General features: G+C 68.3%; 23 protein-coding genes. 15 read left to right on the forward strand and 8 right to left on the reverse strand.

Annotation, left to right across the window (positions count from 1 at the left end):
* The first annotated feature begins 21 nt into the window (after positions 1-21).
* Entirely contained in the window at positions 22-777 is a 756-nt protein-coding gene (locus tag LQZ87_RS05545; RefSeq protein ID WP_230102469.1) for an IclR family transcriptional regulator, read from the forward strand.
* On the opposite strand, the gene LQZ87_RS05550 is transcribed toward LQZ87_RS05545, so the two are convergent.
* From LQZ87_RS05550 to LQZ87_RS05575, 6 genes are read right to left on the reverse strand one after another with little or no spacing between them, the layout of a single operon-like run.
* The gene (locus tag LQZ87_RS05550; RefSeq protein ID WP_230102470.1) at positions 737-1,702 is read right to left on the reverse strand and encodes a DMT family transporter; all 966 of its coding nucleotides are present in this window, start codon (positions 1,700-1,702) and stop codon (positions 737-739) included. The genes LQZ87_RS05545 and LQZ87_RS05550 overlap by 41 nt on opposite strands.
* An 8-nt stretch (positions 1,703-1,710) precedes the next feature.
* Positions 1,711-2,463, reverse strand: coding sequence for an ABC transporter ATP-binding protein (locus LQZ87_RS05555; protein ID WP_230102471.1), 753 nt, complete (start codon positions 2,461-2,463; stop codon positions 1,711-1,713).
* Entirely contained in the window at positions 2,453-3,226 is a 774-nt protein-coding gene (locus LQZ87_RS05560) for an ABC transporter ATP-binding protein (RefSeq protein WP_230102472.1), read from the reverse strand. The genes LQZ87_RS05555 and LQZ87_RS05560 overlap by 11 nt, the downstream gene beginning before the upstream one ends.
* A 4-nt stretch (positions 3,227-3,230) precedes the next feature.
* The gene (locus LQZ87_RS05565; protein WP_230102473.1) at positions 3,231-4,169 is read right to left on the reverse strand and encodes a branched-chain amino acid ABC transporter permease; all 939 of its coding nucleotides are present in this window, start codon (positions 4,167-4,169) and stop codon (positions 3,231-3,233) included.
* Entirely contained in the window at positions 4,166-5,044 is an 879-nt protein-coding gene (locus LQZ87_RS05570; protein WP_230102474.1) for a branched-chain amino acid ABC transporter permease, read from the reverse strand. The genes LQZ87_RS05565 and LQZ87_RS05570 overlap by 4 nt, the downstream gene beginning before the upstream one ends.
* Positions 5,045-5,057: 13 nt before the next feature.
* Complete coding sequence (locus LQZ87_RS05575) at positions 5,058-6,224, reverse strand: ABC transporter substrate-binding protein (RefSeq protein WP_230102475.1); 1,167 nt, start codon at positions 6,222-6,224, stop codon at positions 5,058-5,060.
* 176 nt (positions 6,225-6,400) lie between these two features.
* Here LQZ87_RS05575 and LQZ87_RS05580 point away from each other — a divergent pair, with 176 nt between their 5' ends.
* Positions 6,401-7,162 carry an IclR family transcriptional regulator gene (locus LQZ87_RS05580; RefSeq protein ID WP_230102476.1) on the forward strand — a complete coding sequence of 254 codons (762 nt, stop codon included), beginning with the start codon at positions 6,401-6,403 and terminating at the stop codon, positions 7,160-7,162.
* Here the strand turns inward: LQZ87_RS05580 and LQZ87_RS05585 are convergent.
* Positions 7,159-8,076, reverse strand: coding sequence for a LysR family transcriptional regulator (locus LQZ87_RS05585; RefSeq protein ID WP_230102477.1), 918 nt, complete (start codon positions 8,074-8,076; stop codon positions 7,159-7,161). The two genes, LQZ87_RS05580 and LQZ87_RS05585, sit on opposite strands and share 4 nt — an antisense overlap.
* 105 nt (positions 8,077-8,181) lie before the next feature.
* Between LQZ87_RS05585 and LQZ87_RS05590 the strand changes: the two genes are divergently transcribed.
* The 13 genes from LQZ87_RS05590 (at position 8,182) to LQZ87_RS05650 (ending at position 21,157) form a co-directional block, all read left to right on the forward strand.
* The gene (locus LQZ87_RS05590) at positions 8,182-9,213 is read left to right on the forward strand and encodes an amidohydrolase family protein (protein WP_230102478.1); all 1,032 of its coding nucleotides are present in this window, start codon (positions 8,182-8,184) and stop codon (positions 9,211-9,213) included.
* A gap of 11 nt (positions 9,214-9,224) precedes the next feature.
* Complete coding sequence (gene ligK / locus LQZ87_RS05595) at positions 9,225-9,917, forward strand: 4-carboxy-4-hydroxy-2-oxoadipate aldolase/oxaloacetate decarboxylase (RefSeq protein WP_230102479.1); 693 nt, start codon at positions 9,225-9,227, stop codon at positions 9,915-9,917.
* A gap of 3 nt (positions 9,918-9,920) precedes the next feature.
* Positions 9,921-10,880: an amidohydrolase family protein gene (locus tag LQZ87_RS05600; RefSeq protein ID WP_230102480.1), complete on the forward strand. Its 960-nt coding sequence runs from the start codon at positions 9,921-9,923 to the stop codon at positions 10,878-10,880.
* A 29-nt stretch (positions 10,881-10,909) separates the two neighbouring features.
* On the forward strand, positions 10,910-12,310 hold the full coding sequence (locus LQZ87_RS05605; RefSeq protein WP_230102481.1) for a protocatechuate 4,5-dioxygenase subunit alpha/beta: 1,401 nt from the start codon (positions 10,910-10,912) through the stop codon (positions 12,308-12,310).
* Between the two features lie 33 nt (positions 12,311-12,343).
* On the forward strand, positions 12,344-13,309 hold the full coding sequence (locus tag LQZ87_RS05610) for a Gfo/Idh/MocA family oxidoreductase (RefSeq protein WP_230102482.1): 966 nt from the start codon (positions 12,344-12,346) through the stop codon (positions 13,307-13,309).
* Positions 13,310-13,320: 11 nt separating this feature from the next.
* Positions 13,321-14,280, forward strand: coding sequence for an aldo/keto reductase (locus LQZ87_RS05615; protein ID WP_290368253.1), 960 nt, complete (start codon positions 13,321-13,323; stop codon positions 14,278-14,280).
* A 10-nt stretch (positions 14,281-14,290) separates the two neighbouring features.
* Complete coding sequence (locus tag LQZ87_RS05620) at positions 14,291-14,992, forward strand: substrate-binding domain-containing protein (protein ID WP_230102484.1); 702 nt, start codon at positions 14,291-14,293, stop codon at positions 14,990-14,992.
* A gap of 79 nt (positions 14,993-15,071) precedes the next feature.
* Entirely contained in the window at positions 15,072-16,472 is a 1,401-nt protein-coding gene (locus LQZ87_RS05625; protein WP_230102485.1) for an LLM class flavin-dependent oxidoreductase, read from the forward strand.
* A gap of 10 nt (positions 16,473-16,482) precedes the next feature.
* On the forward strand, positions 16,483-17,691 hold the full coding sequence (locus tag LQZ87_RS05630; protein ID WP_230102486.1) for an acyl-CoA dehydrogenase family protein: 1,209 nt from the start codon (positions 16,483-16,485) through the stop codon (positions 17,689-17,691).
* A 115-nt stretch (positions 17,692-17,806) separates the two neighbouring features.
* On the forward strand, positions 17,807-18,556 hold the full coding sequence (locus LQZ87_RS05635; protein ID WP_230102487.1) for a 3-oxoacid CoA-transferase subunit A: 750 nt from the start codon (positions 17,807-17,809) through the stop codon (positions 18,554-18,556).
* Complete coding sequence (locus LQZ87_RS05640; RefSeq protein WP_290368247.1) at positions 18,556-19,191, forward strand: 3-oxoacid CoA-transferase subunit B; 636 nt, start codon at positions 18,556-18,558, stop codon at positions 19,189-19,191. Before LQZ87_RS05635 ends, LQZ87_RS05640 begins: the two co-directional genes overlap by 1 nt.
* Entirely contained in the window at positions 19,188-20,357 is a 1,170-nt protein-coding gene (locus LQZ87_RS05645) for a thiolase family protein (RefSeq protein WP_230102489.1), read from the forward strand. Before LQZ87_RS05640 ends, LQZ87_RS05645 begins: the two co-directional genes overlap by 4 nt.
* A gap of 17 nt (positions 20,358-20,374) precedes the next feature.
* The gene (locus LQZ87_RS05650; protein WP_230102490.1) at positions 20,375-21,157 is read left to right on the forward strand and encodes an IclR family transcriptional regulator C-terminal domain-containing protein; all 783 of its coding nucleotides are present in this window, start codon (positions 20,375-20,377) and stop codon (positions 21,155-21,157) included.
* A gap of 23 nt (positions 21,158-21,180) precedes the next feature.
* Here the strand turns inward: LQZ87_RS05650 and LQZ87_RS05655 are convergent, their stop codons facing one another.
* Positions 21,181-21,789 (reverse strand): TetR family transcriptional regulator, encoded by a 609-nt coding sequence (locus LQZ87_RS05655; protein ID WP_230102491.1) that lies wholly within the window; start codon positions 21,787-21,789, stop codon positions 21,181-21,183.
* Positions 21,790-21,923 lie beyond the last annotated feature (134 nt).

A 21,923-nucleotide genomic window follows, 5' to 3' on the forward strand; every position in this document is an offset into this window, starting at 1 on the left:
ATCCTGGTTACTATGATTTGCGTGACACGCAAAGATGCATCGCGAGTGGAGTCGGTCCACCGAGCTCTCGTCCTGCTCAAGATCCTCGTCGAGGAGGGCTCGCTGGGGGTGACCGAGGCCGCGTCCGCCCTCGACGTCAACGCCTCGACGGCGCAGCGGCTCCTGGCGACCCTCGTGCACGACGGGTTCGCCGTCCAGGCCAAGGACCGGCGCTACCTCGTCGGGCCCGCGATGCAGAACCCCGGGCTGGCGACGAGGGTCCCTCAGCTCACCGATCGGCTGCGTCCGGCGCTCGAGGAACTGCGTTACCGCACGGGCGAGACCGTTCATCTCGCCGGCCTCGTCGGTACCAGGGTGCTGCACCTCGACGGCATCGAGGCGCGCACGCACGTGCTCCGCTTCGGGCTGCGCGTCGGCGTCTGGCTTCCCGCGCATGTCACCTCCAGCGGCAAGGCGCTGCTCGCGGACCTGAGCGATGAAGAGGTGGATGCCCGGTACAAGACCGTGCTCGCGGGAGCGCGGGGGCAGCACGTGGACGTCGATCTGGAGTCGCTCCACGATCAGCTCGACGACATCCGAGAGTCCCGGATCGCGTGGAACTTCGAAGAGAGCGAACCCGGTGTGGCCGCGCTGTCGATCTCGCTCGGCGAGTTCGGCGGTCAGCGGGTGGCCCTGAGCATCGCCCTCCCCGTCGCGCGCTACACGCGCGAGCGCGGCGAGAAATGGTCGCAGGATCTCATCGAGGTCGCGGCAGCCGTGGGCGCGATGCGGCAGTGACGCCGTGACCCGGTGTCGCGGCGACGACCACCGCGGCCAGACTCAACAGGATGCCGATCAGCACGGACGCGTCGGGGCGGGGCCCGAGCGGCAGGAACGCGTCGAGCACGACCGATGCGAGCAGCTGACCGGCGACGGTCGACAGCCCGAGCAGAAGCACTCCGGTCGCGCGGACGACGAACGTGACCAGGAGCACGTACGCGACACCGGCTGCTCCGCCGAGGTAGGCCAGGGGGTTGGCGGGCCAGGTCGTCGGCATCCCGGTGAGGAGCACAGCGACCACGGCCGTGAGGATGAGGGCGGCCAGCCCGACGCTGAAGTTCAGCAGGGTCGCGATCAGGGTGCTGCCGGTCGCCTGGCGGAGCCGGCCGTTGACCGCTGCCTGCCACCCGGTCCCGGCTCCCGCCAGCAGCGGAAGGATCACGAGCCACGACACCGAGGCGACGGCGTGCACTCCGAGTCCTGCGACGAGCACGGCGACGACCGCCAGCGCGGCGCCGAGCGCGCGCAGCGGCCGGATGGGCACTCGTGTGCCCGTACCGAGCCCGAACCGGTCGAGCACGAGCCCGGTGAGGGTCTGCCCGGCCACGCTGCCCACCGCGAACAGCGAGGCTCCGAGCGACCGCACCGCCGCGCTCTGGGCGAGCACCAGGAACGCGCCGGCGAACCCGCCGCTCAGCGCCCACAGCGGCACGCCCCGTCGACGGAGCATAGTCACCGCTGCGCCCAGGCCGGCCGTCGCTCTGCGTGAGGAGAGCGTCAGCACCAGCAGCACGCCGATGCCGACGCAGCACGAGATCAGCGCTGCGACATAGGAGCTGCCGAGCTCGGACCCGAGCTCGCCGTTGTACCGGGACTGGAGGGCGACCAGCGCCCCCGCGCCGACGGACAGGGCGAGCCCGGGCCACAGGCCGAGCCGGCTCATGGGGTGGCTCAGCCCATTCCGAGATACGAGGCCTTGACCGTCGGGTCGGCGGCGAGCGTCTTCGCGGGTCCCTCGAGTGTGACCGAGCCGGTGTCGAGCACGTAGCCCCGGTCGGCGAAGTCCAGCGCGAGGAAGGCATCCTGCTCGACGAGCAGCATCGACAGCCCCGATGCGCCCAGGCGGCCGAGTGCCTCGAACACCGTGTCGACGATCGTGGGTGCCAGGCCCAGCGACGGCTCGTCCAGCATGAGCAGGTCGGGCTTGCTCATCAGCGCGCGGCCGATCGCGAGCATCTGCTGCTCCCCGCCGCTCATGGACCCTGCCTGCTGCTTGTGACGATCCTTCAGCCGGGGGAACAGCTCGTACACCTGGTCGAGCTGCTCCTGCACCTCGGCTCTGCGCTTCGCATCGCCGGTGCGCGCCCTCGCCACGAGCAGGTTGTCCTCGACGGACAGCGGTCCCAGCGGCTCCCGCCCTTCGGGGACGAGGGCAAGACCCGCCCGCACGCGCTCCTGAACCGAGCGGCGCCCGAGACTCGCGCCCTGGAAGGACACTGTTCCGGACATCGGGGCGATCCGGCCGAGGATCGTCGACATCAGCGTGGTCTTGCCGGCGCCGTTCGCGCCGATCAGCGCGACGACCTCTCCCGGAGCGACCGACAGGCTGACCTCGTGCAGGACGCGGTTGCGCCCGTATCCGGCGACGAGATCCTGCACGCTCAGCAGGTCGGCGACGCGTGCCGCCTTCGATTCACTCTCCACGTCGGCTCCCTAGGTAGGCCTCGAGCACCTCGGGGTGCTCGCGAACGGTGGCCGGGTCGCCCTGGGCGATGACCGACCCGTGATGGAGGACGGTCAGCTCGTCCACGACGGAGAAGACCAGCTTCATGTTGTGCTCGACGAGCAGGAGTGCCACGCCCCGCTTCTCGAGGCCGCGCAGCGTCTGCCCGACCTGCTCCACCTCGGAGGGGTTCAGGCCGGCGGCCGGCTCATCGAGGCAGATGAGCAGCGGATCGGATGCCAGTGCCCGCGCGATCTCGACGAGACGCAGCTTCCCGTAGGGGAGCTCTTCCACTGGCCGGTGCGCGAGATCCGCGAGCCCGACCTCGTCGAGCAGGGCTTCGGCCGCCTCGCTCGCACTGCGCTGCTGCCTGCGCGCCCGGGGGAGGGCGAACACGCTCTCCGCGTCGGACGCCGTCAGCTTCTTGAACGCTCCGACGGCGACGTTCTCCAGAACCGTCATCCCGGCGAGGACCGCCGAGGTCTGGAACGTCCGCCCGATGCCGAGCCGGGCGATGTGATGCGCTCGGCGTCCCTGGATCTCGGAGCCGTCGAGCACGACCCTCCCGCTGCTGGGCGGCGAGATGCCGGTGATCGCGTTGATCAGTGTGGACTTGCCGGCCCCGTTCGGCCCGATCAGCCCGTACCGGGAGCGCGCCGGAATGCGCAGCGACACGTCCGAGAGCGCCTTGAGTCCGCCGAACTGCTTCGATACGCCCTCCAGGGCGAGTACGTGTTCGCTCATGTCGCTAGGACCTCCGCAGTCGGATGCCGGCGATGCCGCCGGGCAGGAACAGGATGAACAGGAGGAGGACCGCTCCGTAGATCACGTGCTGGTACTCCTGCACCTCGATGAACAGCATCGGCAGCGAGATGAAGAACGCCCCGCCGATCACGGCGCCGAGGTTCGATCCCAGCCCGCCGACGACCACCATCGTGAGGATCATGATCGACGCGTGGATGCCGAAGGTCTCCGGTGCGATGTAGTTGTCGAGGAACGCGTACAGCGTGCCGCCGAGGGCGGCGATCCCCGCAGAGATCCCGAACGCGATGATCTTGTACTTCGCGACGTTGATGCCGACGGATGCGGCCGCGGCCTCATCCGCCTTGAGCGCGCGGAGCGCCCAGCCCACCTTGGAATTCACCAGCGTCGTGATGCCGATCACGACGACGGCGAGGATCACGATGACCAGCAGGTGGTAGATCGTGCTGTCCAGTTCGATCCCGAACAGCGCTGTCGTCGGGATGCTCATGCCGCTCGGGCCCCCGGTGAGGTCTGTCCACTGATTAAGGACGGTGTAGATCACGAGACCGACGGCGAGCGTCGCGAGCCCGAGGAAGTGATCGCGCAGACGCAGCACCGGCGCGCCGATGAGCGAGGCGATGATGATCGTCGCGATCACGGCGATGGGGATGGCGACGGCGAGATCCGACACGAGGTTCTGCGCGACCAGGGCGGCGCCGTACGCGCCCAGCGCGTAGAAGCCGCCGTGTCCGAACGAGATCTGACCGGCGAACCCGTAGAGCAGGTTCAGCGAGAGGGCGAGGATGCTGCCGATCCCGGCGAGCGTCGCCATCCGCACCGTGAACGAGTCGGCGAACAGCGGGACGACCGCGAGCGCGATCAGGATCGCGGCGATGATCCAGTTCTGGATCATCCGCGGCTGGGTGAGATTCTTCGAGTTCATCGTTTGCGCGCCACCTTCGGGACGAAGAAGCCATCAGGTCTCAGGAGCAGGGCGATCGGCAGCATCAGGAACACGGCCACCTCGGTGAACGAGGAGCTGATGTACCCCGACACGTAGACCTCGAGCAGGCCGACGACCACGCCTCCGGCCAGGGCGGCGAACGGGTTGGCGATGCCGCCGACCACCGCGGCGATGAAGCCGGTCACCGAGTAGCTGAGTCCCATGGTCGGCGTCGCCCCGAGGATCGGTGTGAGCAGGAACCCCGCGAGCGCTCCGAGGAGGCCGCTGACGAGGAATCCGCCCATCGTGATGCGGCGCGTGCGCACGCCGAGAAGCTCAGCGGCTCCGCGATCGACGCCGACGGCCCGTACATCGAGCCCGGAGCGGGTCCGGTACAGGTACAGCCACAGCACGACGACCAGCGGAATCGTGATGGCGAGCACCATGAGGTTCTGGATGCCGACGGCTGCGCCGAGGATCTGCACGGAGCCGCCGGAGACGATCGGCGGCAGGTGCCGGATCGACGGGCCGAACAGGTGCTGGGCGACGGCTTCGATCACGATCGCCAGCGCGAGCGTCGCCATGACGATGACGATCGCGCTGGCGCGTCGCGCCAGGAGCGGCTTGACCGCCGCGAAGTACACGACGCCGGCGATCGCGACGCCCGCGACGAGGGCGCCGAGGGCTGCGAGCAGGTAGTTCTGCGTCGTGCCGTAGATGAGGGCGCCCGTCATCCCTCCCACCATGACGAAGTCCCCCTGAGCGAAGTTCAGGATCGAGGACGACGCGTAGATGATCGAGAATCCGAGCGCCACGATCCCGTAGATCGTGCCGGTCGTGAGGCCGACCAGGGTCAGCTGGATGAATGTCTCCACAGTGCGATCCGGATCAGTTCGTCGACCAGCCGTCGGGTCCGTACGTCACCACGACGACAGCGCTCTCGCTGGCACCCTCGTGATCGTCCGGCCCGAACGAGATCGACGCGCCCTCCTGACCGTGGACGGTCGGGAAGTCGGTGGTCTCCTCGATGGCGTCGCGCACCTTGTCCCGGTCGGTGGCGCCGTCGGCACCGACCCGTGTCATCGCGTCGAACAGGACGCTCGCGGCGTCGTACCCGAGCACGGCGAAGTCGATGGAGTCGGTCGTGGAGAAGGTGTCCTGCATCATCTCTGCGAACGCCGCGCCCTCGGGCTTGGTGATGTCGAACCCGCCGGTGGCGTAGGTCCCCTCGCCGGCGGCGCCGGCGAGCTCGCCGAAGATGTTGAACAGCAGACCGCGTCCGCCCAGCAGCGGGACGTCCCATCCCATGCCGTCGGTGTTGAGCGCGAATCGGGCGCCGTCCGCGCCGAGGCTCCACATGACCACGGCATCCGCGCCCGCGTTCTTCAGCTTGAGTGCCTGAGGGGTGAGGTCGACGGCGCCCACCTCGTACCGCTCGGTCGCGACGAGGTCGAGTCCGCTCTCGGCGACCTGGGATTCGATGAGGTCGACGCCGGAGAGCCCGTAGGCGGAGGTGTCGTGCAGCAGCCCGATCTTCTCCCAGCCCTGCGACTTGGCGTATTCGACTAGTACGGCGATGTCCATCGGGTTGGTGGCCGAGGTCCGGAAGGTGTACTCGGTGTCGCCCTCCATCACCTCCGGGGACTGGGCGATCGGGACGATCTGGGGGACGCCGCGCGCCTGGGTGACCTTGACCGTGGCGATGGCCGTGCCGGTGTTCGGGTTGCCGAGCACCGCGGTGACCTTCTCGCGATCGGCCAGATGCTGTGCGCCCGTGGTCGCCTTCTGGGCATCGCCCTCGTCGTCGTAGAACACGAGCTCGACCTCGCGGCCGTCGACGCCTCCGTCGGCGTTGAACTCGTCGGCCGCCATCTCGACGCCCTGGCGCATGGCGACGCCCATGTCGGCGCTGCCGGCGCTGAAGTCTCCGATGACTCCGACCTTGATCGGCGAGGTTCCGTCGTCGGCGCTGCTCTGGGCGCTGCACGCACCCAGGGGCAGCAGCAGGCCCGCGAGGGCTGCTGCGAGGACGACCTTCTTCGTGGAAGTGCGCATGGTGATGTTCCAATCTCCTGGGCGTTCATGGGGTGCCGAGGGCGCGGTCGAGGAACGTCAAGAGTCGGGTGACATCAGTGAACGTCTGTGCTTCCTCGAACGACGTCCGAAATCGGTGACAGTCACACTACGCAGATGCTTGCGCGATTAGCAATCGGATTCTGTAGAATTGCGTGGTGCGCAATACTCCATCGATCGGCCATGTCGAATCCGTCTCTCGAGCGCTGACTCTGCTCGACCTGATCGCGGAAGACGGTCCGCTCAGCGTCAAGGACGCCGCCCTCGCTCTCGGCGTGCACCAGTCGACCGCGCAGCGGCTGCTGGCCACGCTCGTCAGCAGCGGGTACGCGCGCCAGGACGAGCGGCGGCGATACGTGCCGGGCGCGGCCATGTTCCGCGTCCCGCGGCAGGCGGAATCCGCGCGGCAGCGTCTTCGCCCCTTCGTGGAGAGCCTCTACGAGCGGGTGGGGGAGACCATCCACCTCGCGACGCTGGTCGGAACCGAGGTGCACCACCCGGACGCAATCGAATCGGAGCACACCCTGCGCTTCGGGTTGCGCGTGGGCGTGCGGCTGCCGGCCCACATCACCTCCGAGGGCAAGTCCCTGCTGGCGGAGCTCCCCTGGGAGGAGGTCGAGGCTCGGTACTCGCTCGCGCTCTCCGGCGGACGCGGCTGGGCGGTCGATCTCGACCGGCTGCGGGAGAACTGGGATCAGGTCCGCGATCGCGGCTACGCGACGAACTTCGAGGAGAGCGAGCCGGGGATCGCCGCGTACTCGATGGCGATCGGCGCCCTCGACGGCGAGTACTGCGCGCTCAGCATCGCGATGCCGATCGCCCGCTACTCCGACGAGCTCGGTGAGACCTTCGTGCGCGAACTGCGACTCGTGGTCGGCGAGGCTCGGAAGAAGTTCGGGGTGCCGACCGTCGGCGATTAGCCCGAGCGTCCCCGCCGGTACTCCCCGGCGGCGACGGCATCCAGCACCACGCTTCGGAACCAGCGCTGCGCCGGCCCCAGGCTCGCCTCGCGACGCGTGTACAGCGACACGGGGGTCGACTGCGCCGGCCACGGCAGGTCCGCGAAGCGCAGCCCGCCGAACCAGCCGCTGAACACCTCGGCGATGTGCCGGGGCACGAGCACGACGAGATCCGTCGCCTCGAGAACGGCCGGCACGGTCGAGTACTCCTCGACGGTGAGGGCGACCTGGCCCATGAGCCCGTGCTCGGTGAGCACCTGCAGCGGGAAGACATGCCCGCCGCGCGCGCTCACGCGCACGAACCGGCGCCCCTCGAACATGTCGGGCGACGTCTCGGGCAGCGGGTGCCGCCCCGACGACAGGGCCACGTACTCGACGGCCCGCACGTGCGTGCGCCACAGCCGCGGACTGCCGATCATCGACACCGTCATGGCCAGGTCGATCGAGCCGCGGATCAACCCGTCCTCGACCTGGTCCGAGTCCAGTCTCGCGACCTGCAGGTGCGGGCTGGCGGCCTCGCGGGCCAGCGCCTCCATGATCGGCGGCAGGAACGTCTGCTCGCCGATCGAGGTGAGTCCGAGCGCCAGCTCGCCGCTGAATCCGGACGGCTCGAACGCGTCGGGATCGCTGACGGTCTGGTCGATCTGCGCGAGCGCCTCGTGCAGCGGAGCGAACAGCGCGGTCGCCTTCGCCGTCGGCACCATGTCGTGCCCCTCGCGGCGGAACAGCTCGTCGCCGAACTTCTCGCGCAGTCGGCGGAGCGTGTAACTGACCGTGGGCTGCGTCACGTGCAGGCGTTCGGCGGCGGCCGTCACGCTGCGCAGTTCGTACAGCACGACGAACGTCCGCAACTGGTTCAGATCCGCAAGCGCCATGCATAGAGGCTATCTATTCCGCAGGGGAAAAACATCTATTGGACGGCATCCGGATGCCGACCTAGAGTCGATGCAACGGCATCCGAGTGACAAGGACGACACGCGTTGATCATCGACATCCACGGCCACTACACGACCGCCCCCGCACAGCTGGGCGCCTGGCGTGACTTGCAGATCGCCTTCGCCGACGGCAAGGGGGAAGCCCCCGACCCCGCCGACCTCAAGATCAGCGACGACGACATCCGCGAGACGATCGAGGCCAATCAACTGCGGCTCATGAACGAGCGCGGCAGCGACCTCACCGTCTTCAGCCCCCGCGCCTCGTTCATGGCCCACCACATCGGCGACTTCGCCGTCAGCGAGACCTGGGCGCGCATCTGCAACGACCTCGTCGCCCGGGTCGCGGGGCTCTTCCCCGACCGCTTCCTCCCCGGTGCGATGCTGCCGCAGTCCCCCGGTGTCGACCCGGCGACCACCGTGGCCGAGCTCACTCGCGCGGTCGAGGAGCTCGGCGTCGTCACGGTGAACCTCAACCCCGACCCCTCCGGCGGAAAATGGTCGGCACCCGCACTCACGGACCGCTCGTGGTACCCGATCTACGAGAAGCTCGTCGAGTACGAGCTCCCCGCGATGGTGCACGTGAGCACCACCTGCCGCCCCGACGTCTTCCACACCACCGGTGACCACTACCTCGGTGCCGACACCACCGCGTTCATGCAGCTGCTCAAGGGCGACCTGTTCCGCGACTTCCCCGATCTGAAGCTCGTCATCCCGCATGGCGGCGGCGCGGTGCCGTACCACTGGGGCCGGTTCCGCGGGCTCGCGATGGCCCTCGGCAAGCCCGAGCTCGAAGAGCACCTCCTGAACAACGTCTACTTCGACACCTGCGTCTACCACCAGCCCGGCATCGACCTGCTGACCGACGTCATCCCGACCAAGAACATCCTGTTCGCCAGCGAGATGATCGGCGCCGTCCGCGACATCGACCCCCGCACCGGCCACTACTTCGACGACACCAAGCGCTACGTCGACGCGACCACCAACCTCAGCGGCTCGCAGCGTCAGGCGGTCTTCGAGGGCAACGCCCGGGACGTCTACCCCCGCCTCGACCGTGCCCTGAAGGCACGCGGGCTCTGAAAGAGAAGAACATGCGACTGAACAACCTCGGCATCGTCCGCACCAGCATCCAACGCCCCGACCCCGATGACGTCGCGCGCCTGTCGCAGTTCGGCGTCGCCACGATCCACGAGGCCATGGGGCGCGTCGGCCTCATGCGGCCGTACATCCGCCCGGTGTACAACGGCGCGAAACTGTGCGGCCCTGCCGTCACGGTGCTGCTGCAGCCCGGTGACAACTGGATGTTCCACGTCGCCGCCGAGCAGGTGCAGGAGGGCGACGTGATCGTCGCCGGCTGCACCACCGAGAGCGAAGACGGCTTCTTCGGCGAGCTGCTGGCCACCTCGCTGACCGCCCGCGGATGCAAGGGTCTCGTGATCGATGGCGGCGTCCGCGACGTCGCCGACCTCGAGAAGATGGACTTCCCCGTCTTCTCCCGCGCCGTGAACTCCAAGGGCACGGTGAAGGCCACGCTCGGTTCGGTCAACGTCCCGGTCGTCGCGGCCAACGCCCTGGTCAACCCGGGTGACGTGGTCGTCGCCGACGTGGACGGCGTCGTGGTCGTGCCGCGCGAGCTCGTGGGTGCGGTGGCGGATGCCAGCCGGAAGCGCGAGGACAACGAGGAGTCCAAGCGGCAGAAGTTCCGCGAGGGCGTGCTCGGACTCGACCTGTACGGCATGCGCGAGCCGCTCGCCGCCGCCGGCCTGGAATACGTGGAGGACTGACGGATGCCGCAGACCGATACTGTTCACGGCGAGACGACGGGCCCGTTCGAGAAGACCGAGGGCTGGCTGGACTGGTACGACGGCCCCTCGAAGCCGACGTTCACGCTACCTGAGGGTGCGGTCGATGCGCACTGCCACGTCTTCGGGCCCGGAGCCGAGTTCCCGTACGCGCCCGAGCGCAAGTACACCCCGTGCGATGCATCCGCCGAGCAGTTGTTCGCCCTCCGCGACCACCTCGGCTTCGACCGCAACGTCATCGTGCAGGCCACCTGCCACGGCGCCGACAACAGTGCCCTCGTCGATGCGTTGAACCGCAGCGAGGGCCGTGCCCGCGGTGTCGCCACGGTCCGTCGCGACGTGACCGACGAACAGCTGCGGGAACTGCACGCGGCCGGCGTCCGCGGCGTTCGCTTCAACTTCGTCAAGCGTCTCGTCGACCGCATCTCGACCGACTCGCTCGACGAGATCGTCACGAAGATCGCCCCTCTCGGATGGCATGTGGTCATCTACTTCGAGGCGGAAGACCTTCCGGAGTTCTACGACTTCTTCTCCAGCATCCCGACGGATGTCGTCGTCGACCATATGGGCCGGCCCGACGTCACCAAGGATGTCGACGGGGAAGAGTTCGCCCTGTTCCTGCGCTTCATGCGTGAGAACGAGAACGTGTGGACCAAGGTCTCGTGCCCCGAGCGCCTGAGCGTCACGGGGCCCCGCGCCCTTCCTGAAGACAACAGAGACGGCGAACTGCACGCGTACACCGACGTCGTGCCGTTCGCCCGACGTGTGGTCGACGAGTTCCCCGATCGCGTGCTCTGGGGAACCGACTGGCCGCACCCCAACCTCAAGGACCACATGCCCGACGACGGACTGCTGGTCGACTACATCCCGCAGATCGCGACGACGCCCGAACTGCAGCAGAAGCTGCTCGTGGACAACCCGTCTCGTCTGTATTGGGCCCGTTGAACCGCGGGGAAGACTGAAGGAGAACCATCATGGCACTCGACAAGCCGTACAAGAACGTTCCCGGGACGACCATCTACGACGCCGAGCAGGCGCGTAAGGGATACCACCTCAATCAGTTCGCGATGTCGCTGATGAAGCCCGCGAATCGGCAGCGCTTCCTCGCCGACCAGGCGGCGTACCTCGACGAGTGGCCGCTGAACCCGGTGCAGCGTCAGGCCGTTCTCGACATGGACATGAACACCATGATCGCTGAGGGTGGCAACATCTACTTCCTCAGCAAGATCGGTGCCACGCACGGCATGAGTTTCCAGCAGATGGCCGGCTCCATGACCGGCATGAGCGAGGCCGCCTACCGCGACATGATGCTCGGCGGCGGACGGAACCCGAAGGGCGCTCGCCTCAAGGACCTCGATGGCTGGACGCCGCCGTCGACCGAGAAGGCGACGACGATGCGTCCGGATGCCCCGGCGAAGTACACGTCGGCGCTGTTCACTTCGCACGTGCCGGCGATCGGTGCCGCGATGGACCTCGGCAAGACGGAGGAGCCGTACTGGAAGAAGGTCTTCGACGGGTACCAGTGGACCCGCAAGTGGGCCAAGGAGAACACCCCTGACGTCGTCATCCTCGTCTACAACGACCACGCGACCGCGTTCGATGCGAGCATCATCCCGACGTTCGTGCTCGGCACGGGTGCGGAGTACCCGGTCGCCGACGAGGGCTACGGCCCCCGCCCCGTACCCGACGTGCAGGGCTACCCGGAGTTCGCCGCGCACCTCGCGCAGTCGATCATCCAGGACGATTTCGACCTGACGCTCGTCAACGAGATGGTCGTCGACCACGGTCTGACCGTGCCGCTGTCGCTCGTCTACGGCGAACTCGGCCCCGACGAGCAGTGGCCCGTGCGCGTCATCCCGCTCGCGGTCAACGTTGTGCAGTACCCCGTGCCGTCCGGTCGCCGGTGCTACGAGCTCGGCAAGGCCCTGCGTCGCGCGATCGACAAGTGGGACGGCGAAGAGCTCAACGTGCAGATCTGGGGCACCGGCGGCATGAGCCACCAGCTCCAGGGCCCGCGCGCCGGCCTGATCAACAAGGAGTGGGACAACGCGTTCCTCGACCACCTGATCGCCGACCCCATGGGTCTGACCGAGTGGCCGCACATGGAGTACGTCGACGAGGCGGGTTCCGAGGGCATCGAGCTCGTCGACTGGCTGATCGCCCGCGGTGCGATGGACGACCAGTTCGACGGCGAGGCCCCCTCGACGGATCACCGGTTCTACCACGTGCCGGCATCCAACACCGCCGTCGGCCACCTGGTCCTCAGCAACCCGGTCGGTCGGACGGATCTCGCCGAGGACCCGGCCTCGGCCGAGATCCAGGACGGGGCGCCCGCCCCCGAGCCGGCCGAGACCGCAGCCGTGGCCAACGCCTGACATCCTGGTATCGAACCTCGAGAGGGAGAGCGAATGAGCGACAAGATCCGTATCGCCGTCGTGGGCGCGAATGGCGCCTTCGGCATGAAGCACCTGGACGGCCTTCGGAACATCGAGGACGCCGAGGTGACGGTCGTGGCCGCCACCTCGCAGGAGAAGGCGGATGCTGTCGCCGCGCAGTACGGCGTCGCGAACGCGGTCGTCGGACTCGAAGCCGTTCTCGGCCGCGACGACGTGGATGCTGTCATCCTGGCGACCCCGACCGGGCTGCACGCCTCGCAGACCCAGGCGGTGCTCGCCGCCGGCAAGCACGTCCAGGTCGAGATCCCGCTCGCCGACTCGCTGGCGGATGCCGAAGCCACCCTTGCGGCGGCCGAAGCCGTCGAGGCATCGGGCCTCGTCGCCATGGTCGGTCACACGCGTCGGTTCAACCCGTCGCACCAGCTCGTGCACGAGCGCATCGAGGCGGGCGAGTTCGCGGTGCAGCAGATGGACGTGCAGACGTACTTCTTCCGCCGCACGAACACGAACGCCAAGGGCGAGGCGCGCTCCTGGACCGACCACCTGCTGTGGCACCACGCCGCGCACACGGTCGACCTGTTCGCGTATCAGGCCGGCAAGATCGTCGAGGCGCACGCGCTGCAGGGTCCGATCCACCCCGAGCTCGGCATCGCGATGGACATGTCGATCCAGCTCAAGAGCGAGACCGGCGCGATCTGCACGCTGTCGCTGTCGTTCAACAACGAAGGCCCGTTCGGCACGTTCTTCCGGTACATCGGCGACACCGCGACCTACATCGCCCGCTACGACGACCTGTTCACCGGCAAGGAGGAGCAGATCGACGTCTCGAACGTGGCCGTCAGCATGAACGGCATCGAGCTGCAGGACCGCGAGTTCGTGGCTGCGATCCGTGAGGGCCGCGAGCCGAACTCGTCTCTTCGTCAGGTCATCGACTGCTACCGCGTGCTCGGCCAGTTGGAGGAGCAGCTCGCGTCATGATGCTCCCCCGCATGGGTCTAGGCTGCATGAACCTGAGCCACGCGTACGGCATCCCGCCGTCGCCCGAAGACGGGCTGGCGCTGCTGCGCACGGCCCTCGACTCCGGCGTCACGCACCTCGACACCGCGACGCTGTACGGCGGGGGACGCAACGAGGAGCTCGTCGGTCGAGCGCTGAAGGGTCGCCGGGACGAGGTCGTGCTCGCCAGCAAGGGCGGCATGGCTCAGGTCGACGGCAAGAAGGTCATCGACGGTCGCCCTGCGACGTTGACGGCGCAGGTGGATGCTTCGCTTTCGCGGTTGGGTGTCGACCACATCGACCTGTACTACCTGCACCGCTGGGACAAGAACGTGCCGATCGGCGAGAGCGTCGGCGCCCTCGCCTCGCTCGTGGATGCGGGCAAGATCGGCGCGATCGGACTCTCAGAGGTTTCGGTCGCGCGACTGCGCGAAGCGCAAGCCGTCGCGCCGATCGCCGCCGTGCAGAACGAGTACTCGCTGTGGAGCCGGAACCCGGAACTCGGGATGCTCGAGGCCACGGCGGCCGATGGGATCGCGCTGGTCGCGTTCTCGCCGGTCGCGCGCGGGTTCCTCGGCGACTCGGTCGGCGACCCCTCCGAGTTGGCGGAGAAGGACATTCGCCGCGCGATGCCGCGCTTCTCTTCGGACAATTGGCCCGCGAATGCCGCGCTGCTTCCTGCCTGGCGTGCGCTCGCCGCGGAGGCCGGATGCACGCCGGGACAGCTCGCACTCGCGTGGTTGCTGTCGCGCGGCGACCACGTCGTGCCGATCCCGGGGACGACGAACGCCGATCATCTGCGCGAGGACTTCGCGGCTCTCGACGTGACGGTGGATGCCGCGCTGCTCGAGCGCGCCGGCTCGCTGATCGACACGTCGACCGTGTCGGGCCCGCGCTACGCCCCCGGTCCTGCCGCCGAGGTGGATGCCGAGACCTTCGAGGATGCTGCGTGAAGGCCATCTCGTGAGGGCCATCTCCTCCATGGCGACGCGTCAGGTGCTCGCGGACCTGGCGGCCGCGGCAGTCGAAGCCGGGCTGCCCGAGCTGGACATGGAGTCGGTCGGTGGTGTGGCTGCTGCGGAGCGCGTCGCCGCGGGGGAGTCGTTCGACCTCGTGTTCCTCGCATCCGGTGCTCTCGCGAAGCTGGCTTCTGCAGGACACGTGGACGCCGCAACGGTGACACCGCTCATGCTGTCGCAGACCGCGGTGGCCGTGCCGTCGCACTCGTCAGAGCCCGCGCCTCGACCGGACGGACCCGCGTTCGCGGATGCTTCAGCGCTGCGTGACGCGCTTCGTTCGGCGAACCGGATCGGCTACTCGACGGGCCCCAGTGGCACCGCGCTCGTGCAGATGATCGACGACTGGGGATTGAGCGACGAGGTCGGCGACCGGCTCATGCAGGCGCAGCCGGGCATCCCCGTGGCGAAATCGGTTGCCGCCGGTGTCGTCGACCTGGGGTTCCAGCAGCTCAGCGAGCTGGTGGGTCACCCCGGCATCCGCATCCTCGGCGTCATGCCCGACGACTGCGCGATCGACACGGTCTTCGCCGGGGCCGTGGCGACGGCATCCTCGTCGCCTGCCCAGGCCGCCGAGGTGCTCGCGTTCCTGGCCTCCGACGACGCTGCGGCGATCAAGACACGCCACAACTTCGGCATCCCCGCCTGACGTCGACGCACAACGTAACGTGGCGTGATTCTTCGACACACTCGCGTGCGCGCGGCGTGACGCGAGCATCCTCGAAGTCATGAGCGAGAACCGTCCCCTCCGATTCAACGCGTTCGTGATGAACACGAACTCCCATATCCAGCACGGTCACTGGCGCCGGCCGGATGCCGGGCAGGTCGACTTCGAGGATGTGAGCCTCTGGATCGACCTCGCGAAGACGCTTGAAGCGGCGAAGTTCGACGCCATGTTCTTCGCCGACGTCTCCGGGCACTACGGCGATGCGGATGCCGACTACGAGGTGTACGTGCGGCACGGCCTGCAGATCCCCAGCAACGACCCGACGGTCCTGCTCGGCGCCCTCGCGGTGGTGACCGAGCACCTGGGTCTCGCGCTGACTTCGAACGTCGCGCAGAACCATCCCTTCAACTTCGCCCGCCAGGTGTCGACGCTCGATCACATCTCGCGGGGCCGGATCGCGTGGAACATCGTCACCGGCACGCAGGACAACGGGGCGCGCAACTACGGGCTCCCGCAGTTGACCGATCACGCCGAGCGCTACCGCTGGGCTGAGGAGTACGTCGACGTCGTCTATAAGCTCTGGGAGGGTTCGTGGGACGAAGGTGCCGTGCTGAAGGACAAGGAGAGCGGCCTCTACGCCGATGTCACCAAGGTGCACAAGATCTTCCACGAGGGCGAGCGGTACCAGGTCGAGGGGCCGCACCTGCCCTCGCCGTCCCCGCAGCGCACCCCGTTGCTGTTCCAGGCCGGGGCGTCCGAGTCCGGGCGTCGGTTCGCCGCGCGGAACGCAGAGGCGGTGTTCATCATCGCGCCCAACCCCGAGGTCGCGAAGTGGCAGATCGATGAGACGCGCGCGCTCGCCGTCGAGAACGGTCGAGAGCCGGATGACATCAAGTTCTTCCAGGGACTGACCTTCGTGATCGGCGACACCGAGGACGATGCGAAGCAGAAGGCGGAGGAGTACAGCCGCTGGTCGAGCGATGAGGGCTTCCTCGCGCACGCGGCGATCGTCGACAAGACGGGGCGCACGTATCCGCCGGAGACGGAGCTCAAGGACGTCGACACGAACACCATGAAGGGCTTCACCGAACTGCTGCGCCGAACGATCACCGACCGGGAGCCGACGGTTGCGGACGTCGCCGGCCGGATGACCCGCAACAACCTGATCGTCGGGACCCCTGAGCAGATCGCCGACGAACTCGAGAAGTGGCAGGCCGCCGGGGTCGACGGGATCAACGTGGTGAACGCGGTGCTCCCCGGATCGTTCGAGGAGTTCGCCGACAAGGTGCTCCCCGTCCTCCGCGAGCGCGGGCTGGCGCAGACGGAGTACGCGCCGGGCACTCTGCGCGAGAAGCTGTTCGGCGCGCCGCGTTTGAACGATCGGCATCCGGCGGCACGGTATCGCGGGGCCTTCGCCAGCGACCGTGCCGCGACGCCGGTCGTCGAGGCCGCTCGCGTCTGAGGGGGAGGTCATGTCGACGACGCTCACCGCACCGACCACCGCCGAACTGCTCGCGACCTTCCGGCCCGTGTTCGAGCGGATCGCGGAAGGTGCCGCCGAACGCGACCGGACCCGGCGGCGCCCGCACGAACAAGTCGACCTGTTGAAGCAGGCACGATTCGGTGCGCTGCGGCTGCCGCGCGAGGAGGGCGGGTTCGGTGCGACGATCGAGCAGGAGCACGCGCTGCTGATCGAGCTGGGCGCGGCCGACTCGAACCTCCCGCAGATCTGGCGCAATCATTTCGCGTTCGTCGAGGACATGCTCTTCGATGATGAGCGTGGGCGCAACGAGCAGTGGCGGGCGGAGATCGCGACGGGAGCGCTGTTCGGCGGAGCCTGGTCGGAGGCCGGCGGCAGGTCGTTCTTCGACATGCGCACCGCGCTCACCCGCACGGCGGAGGGCGCGGTGCTGAGCGGGCAGAAGTTCTACAGCACCGGCAGCCTGTTCGCCGACTGGATCAGCGTGCTCGCCACGGGGCCGGATACCGGCGACATGAGTCTCGTGCTCATCGAGGCGGATGCCGCGGGGGTGACGCTTGTCGATGACTGGGACGGCATCGGTCAGCGGCTCACCGGCAGCGGGACGACGACGTTCGATGAGGTCGTGGTGCCCGGTGGGCGCTGGTATCCGTTCGCACAGCGCGCCCGCTACCAGGAGGCCGTGTATCAGCTCAACCACCTGGCGACCCTCGCCGGGATCTGCCGTGCAGCGCAGCGCGACCTGACCGACGCGGTCCGCTCGCGGTTGCGCAACTACCCGCAGGGCCTCGCGGCCGCGCCGCGTGAAGACGGTCAGATCCAGGAGGTCGTCGGCCGCGTCTCGGCGCTGGCCTCTTCTGCCGAGGCATCCGTGCGCTGGGCGGCCCGTGTCCTGGACGATGTGGTGGCCGTGCTGGCTGTCGACCCCGCATCCGACGATCCGGACGTGGTCGATGCGCTGCGCGCCGCCACGATCGCGGTGTACGAGGCGCAGCTGACGGTCACGGATGCCGCGCTGCAGGCGTCTACGCTGCTGTTCGACGCGCTGAGCTCATCCGCGTTGGCAGAGGATCGGGCGCTGGATCGGCACTGGCGCAACGCCAGGACCGTGGCATCCCACAACCCGCGCGTCTACAAGGCGCGCCTCGTCGGCGACTGGCACCTGAACGGCGCAGACCCGAGCGCGGCGTTCACGCCGTAGCGGACGATCCGAAGCGGGACGGGCTGAGTGAGCGGTAGCGCGTCGAAGCCGGCCTCGGTTATGATGGTCGTATAGCGAACGTGTGTTCGCACAGCGAACATTGCGAGGAGGCGCCGTGATCGACAAGACCGTGGTGGATGCGGCATCCGCCGTCGCCGACATCCCCGACGGCGCGACCGTCATGATCGGTGGATTCGGTCGTGCCGGGCAGCCCGTCGAACTCATCGACGCGCTGATCGCCCATGGCGCTCGCAACCTCACGATCGTGAACAACAACGCCGGCAATGGAGACACGGGTCTCGCGGCTCTGCTTGCCAAGGGCCAGGTCCGGAAGATCGTGTGCTCGTTCCCGCGGCAGAGCGACTCGTGGGTCTTCGATGACCTGTACCGCGCCGGCAGGATCGAGCTCGAACTCGTTCCGCAGGGCAACCTCGCCGAGCGCATCCGCGCCGCCGGTGCCGGCATCGGCGCGTTCTTCTCGCCGACCGGCGTCGGCACCGAGCTCGCCACCGGCAAGGAGGAGCGTGTCATCGACGGCCGTCGCTACGTGCTCGAATATCCGATCACCGCTGATTTCGCGCTCATCAGTGCACTGAAGGGCGACCGCTGGGGCAACCTCGTGTATCGCGAGACCGCCCGCAACTTCGGCCCCGTCATGGCGACCGCGGCCACCACGACCATCGTGCAGGTCGACGAGATCGTGCCGCTCGGATCGCTCGACCCCGAGGCCGTCGTCACCCCAGGCATCTTCGTGAACCGCGTCGTCGCGGTCGGCGAGCGGCACTGGCTGCAGGGCGGTTCGTTCGTCGGCGGTGTCGATCTCGAGGGCAAGCCTGCGGATGCCGCGGAAGAGGAGGCGGCGTGATGAGCACCCGCATCACCCGCGACGAACTGGCCGCGCGCATCGCGGCAGATATCCCCGAGGGTGCGTTCGTGAACCTCGGCATCGGCGCACCGACCCTGGTCGCGAACTACCTGCCCGAGGATCTCGAGATCATCCTGCATACCGAGAACGGACTGCTCGGCATGGGCAGTGCCCCGGTCGACGGCCAGGTCGATCCCGACCTCATCAACGCGGGTAAGCAGGCGGTCACCGCAGTCCCGGGCGCTGCCTACTTCCACCACGCCGACTCCTTCGCCATGATGCGCGGCGGACACCTCGACGTCTGCGTGCTCGGAGCGTTCCAGGTCGCGCAGAACGGCGATCTCGCGAACTGGTCGACCGGAGCGCCCGGCGCGATCCCCGCCGTCGGCGGCGCCATGGACCTCGCGATCGGCGCCAAGGACGTCTACGTGATGACCGATCTGCTCGCCAAGGACGACTCGTCCAAGCTCGTTGCCGAATGCACGTATCCGCTCACCGGTGTCGGCTGCGTCAGCCGCGTCTACACCGACCACGCCGTCTTCGACGTGACACCCGAGGGCTTCCGCGTGCGCGAGGCGTTCGGCGAGAATACCGTCGCGTCTCTTTCAGAGTTGACCGGACTGGAGCTGCAATGACCACCACCTTCATCTACGACGCGGTTCGCACCCCGTTCGGTCGTGCGGGCGGTGCGCTTGCCGGCATCCGCCCCGATGATCTCGCCGCCACGGTGATGCGCGCGACCATCGAGCGGACGGGGCTGGATGCCGCGCGCATCGACGACGTGATCTTCGGCGACGCGAATCAGGCGGGCGAGGACAACCGCAACATCGCCCGCATGGGCGCACTGCTCGCCGGGTTCCCGACGTCCGTGACCGGCGTGACGGTGAACCGGCTGTGCGCGTCGAGCGTCGAAGCCGTGATCCAGGGATCGCGGGCGATCGAGTCGGGGGATGCCGAGATCATCCTCGCCGGTGGAGTCGAGTCGATGAGCCGGGCGCCGTTCGTGGTCGAGAAGTCGGCCAAGCCGTATCCGGCGACCGGAAATCAGACGATGTGGAACACCGCGATCGGCTGGCGCATGACCAACCGTGCGTTGCCGAAGGGGTGGACGATCTCGAACGGTGAAGCCGCCGAGAAGACCGCCGCCACCTGGGGCATCAGCCGTGAGGATCAGGATGCGTTCGCCGTCCGCTCGCACGAGCTCGCCGCCCGGGCATGGGCCGCCGGCGTCTACGACGGCGAGATCGTCCAGGTCGCAGACGCGGAACTCGCCCGCGACGAGGGCATCCGCGACGGGTCGACTGTCGAGAAGCTCGCGGGATTGAAGGCCCTGTTCGCCGAGGACGGGACCGTCACCGCCGGCAACTCCTCCTCGATCAACGACGGCGCCTCCGCCGTGCTGCTCGGCGCCGAGGGCGCGCTGGATGCCGAACCACTGGCCCGCATCACCGGCCGCGGTGCACACGGTGTCGACCCCGACGAGTTCCCGACCGCGCCGATCGAAGCCGCGAACAAGGCGCTCGCACGCGCCGGCCGCACCTGGGCGGACGTCGACGTCGTCGAACTGAACGAGGCGTTCGCTTCGCAGTCGCTCGCGTGCCTGCGCGGCTGGCCCGACCTCGACCCCGACAAGCTCAACATCCACGGCGGAGCGCTCGCGATCGGGCACCCGCTCGGCGCCTCCGGTGGCCGCATCATCGGCCACGCCGCGCACGAGCTCAAGCGCCGCGGCGGGGGAGTCGCGGTCGTCGCGATCTGCATCGGCGTCGGCCAGGGCCTCGCCGTCGTGCTGGAACGGTGAGCGGATAGGGTTCTCGAGTGACCGAATCGGATGCCGTGCCCGCCGCGAGTGCGGACTTCGTCCAGTCGCTGGCCCGCGGCCTCGCGGTCATCCGCGCGTTCGACGGCGAACCCGCCGAGCTGTCCCTCGCCGAGGTTGCTCGGCGCACCGACATCCCGCGCGCAGCCGCTCGGCGCTTCCTGCGCACGCTGGAGCAGCTCGGGTACGTCAGGGCGACGTCGGATGCTCGATTCCTGCTGACCCCGCGCATCCTCGAGCTCGGCTACGGCTACCTCTCGTCCCTCTCGCTGCCGGAGGTCGTCCAGCCGCATCTCGACGCGCTCTCGCATCGGATCGGCGAGTCGGTGTCGGTGGCGGTGCTCGACGGCGACGAGATCGTCTACGTCGCACGCGCCGCCGCCCGCCGCATCATGAGCGTGCGGATCACGATCGGCACGCGTCTGCCCGCTGCAGCCACGAGCATGGGCCGAGTGCTGCTGGCGGCGCTCCCCGAGGCGGATGCCGCGGAGTTGGTGGACTCGCTGGTGGCGTATACCCCGCGCACTCGCGTCGACCCATCGGACCTCGCGTCCGAATTGGATCGGGTCCGCGAGCAGGGCTGGGCGATGGTCGACGGCGAGCTCGAGGAGGGACTGCGGTCGATCGCGGTGCCGCTGCGAACGCGCACCGGAGTCACCGCAGCACTCAACGTCTCGACCAGCACCGCGCGCGGCGCTGCCGACGACATGCGGGCCGAACTGCTGCCCGCACTGCAGCAGACGGCCTCAGCGATCGAGGAAGAGCTGCGCACGGTCGCCTGACTACTCGGCGACCGCGAACGCGGTCACTCGCCGAGCAAACTCGTCCACGCGACGGCGAGGATGTCGAGCTCCGGGCCTTCGTCCAGAGACCACGGATGCCGGATCCACCGCAGATTCGCACTGTTCAGTAACTCCATGGCCAGGTAGCCGCGGTAGCGCCGGGTCGCCTCGTCGAAGCGACCGGCAGCGGTGAGACCGGCCGCGATGTCGTCGATGACCTCGCCGAACCATGCTTCGCGCAGTTCGCGCATCTCCGGGTCGACCGCAGATGCTTCCTCGACGACCGTGATGTACGGCTTGATCTCTGGCCAGCGCGTGGCTTGAGCGCCGATCCAAGCGCGGATCGCGACGAAACTGCCTTCGTGCGTGGCATCCACGAGCGAACCAGCTGTTGAACGGTGCTCGGGATCCTCTCGGCGATCGAGGTGCCGATTGAGTTCGCCGAACAGCGCACGCATGAGCTCGGTCTTGTTCGGGAAGTGCGCATAGAACGTCACGCGCGTCGTGCCGACCGCTGAGGCGATGTCATCGATCGTTGTCGCGACATAGCCCTGCTCCTGGAACAGTCGCAGAGCCTGATCGAGCAGCGACTGCCTCGTCTGCTGCTTCTGCTTCTCGCGAAGATTTGCCATGCGCCAACACTAACCACATAACAGTCAGTAAATTCGCTTGACAAGCTATAAAGTTAGGGCCAATCTTGGCGGAGGGCTCGCGGGCCCGAACTGCGGGCCCACACCGCATCCGCACATGCACTCAGGGACGAAGG

Origin of the sequence: Microbacterium sp. Bi121 (assembly GCF_918698005.1) — a bacterium.
GTDB lineage: Bacteria > Actinomycetota > Actinomycetes > Actinomycetales > Microbacteriaceae > Microbacterium.

Coding starts and splice junctions, on each gene's coding strand:
- LQZ87_RS05550 (WP_230102470.1), bottom strand. CDS start 1,702: ATGAGCCGGCTCGGCCTGTGGCCCGGGCTCGCCCTGTCCGTCGGCGCG.
- LQZ87_RS05560 (WP_230102472.1), bottom strand. CDS start 3,226: ATGAGCGAACACGTACTCGCCCTGGAGGGCGTATCGAAGCAGTTCGGC.
- LQZ87_RS05565 (WP_230102473.1), bottom strand. CDS start 4,169: ATGAACTCGAAGAATCTCACCCAGCCGCGGATGATCCAGAACTGGATC.
- LQZ87_RS05575 (WP_230102475.1), bottom strand. CDS start 6,224: ATGCGCACTTCCACGAAGAAGGTCGTCCTCGCAGCAGCCCTCGCGGGC.
- LQZ87_RS05585 (WP_230102477.1), bottom strand. CDS start 8,076: ATGGCGCTTGCGGATCTGAACCAGTTGCGGACGTTCGTCGTGCTGTAC.
- ligK (WP_230102479.1), top strand. CDS start 9,225: ATGCGACTGAACAACCTCGGCATCGTCCGCACCAGCATCCAACGCCCC.
- LQZ87_RS05600 (WP_230102480.1), top strand. CDS start 9,921: ATGCCGCAGACCGATACTGTTCACGGCGAGACGACGGGCCCGTTCGAG.
- LQZ87_RS05605 (WP_230102481.1), top strand. CDS start 10,910: ATGGCACTCGACAAGCCGTACAAGAACGTTCCCGGGACGACCATCTAC.
- LQZ87_RS05610 (WP_230102482.1), top strand. CDS start 12,344: ATGAGCGACAAGATCCGTATCGCCGTCGTGGGCGCGAATGGCGCCTTC.
- LQZ87_RS05615 (WP_290368253.1), top strand. CDS start 13,321: ATGGGTCTAGGCTGCATGAACCTGAGCCACGCGTACGGCATCCCGCCG.
- LQZ87_RS05625 (WP_230102485.1), top strand. CDS start 15,072: ATGAGCGAGAACCGTCCCCTCCGATTCAACGCGTTCGTGATGAACACG.
- LQZ87_RS05630 (WP_230102486.1), top strand. CDS start 16,483: ATGTCGACGACGCTCACCGCACCGACCACCGCCGAACTGCTCGCGACC.
- LQZ87_RS05640 (WP_290368247.1), top strand. CDS start 18,556: ATGAGCACCCGCATCACCCGCGACGAACTGGCCGCGCGCATCGCGGCA.
- LQZ87_RS05645 (WP_230102489.1), top strand. CDS start 19,188: ATGACCACCACCTTCATCTACGACGCGGTTCGCACCCCGTTCGGTCGT.
- LQZ87_RS05655 (WP_230102491.1), bottom strand. CDS start 21,789: ATGGCAAATCTTCGCGAGAAGCAGAAGCAGCAGACGAGGCAGTCGCTG.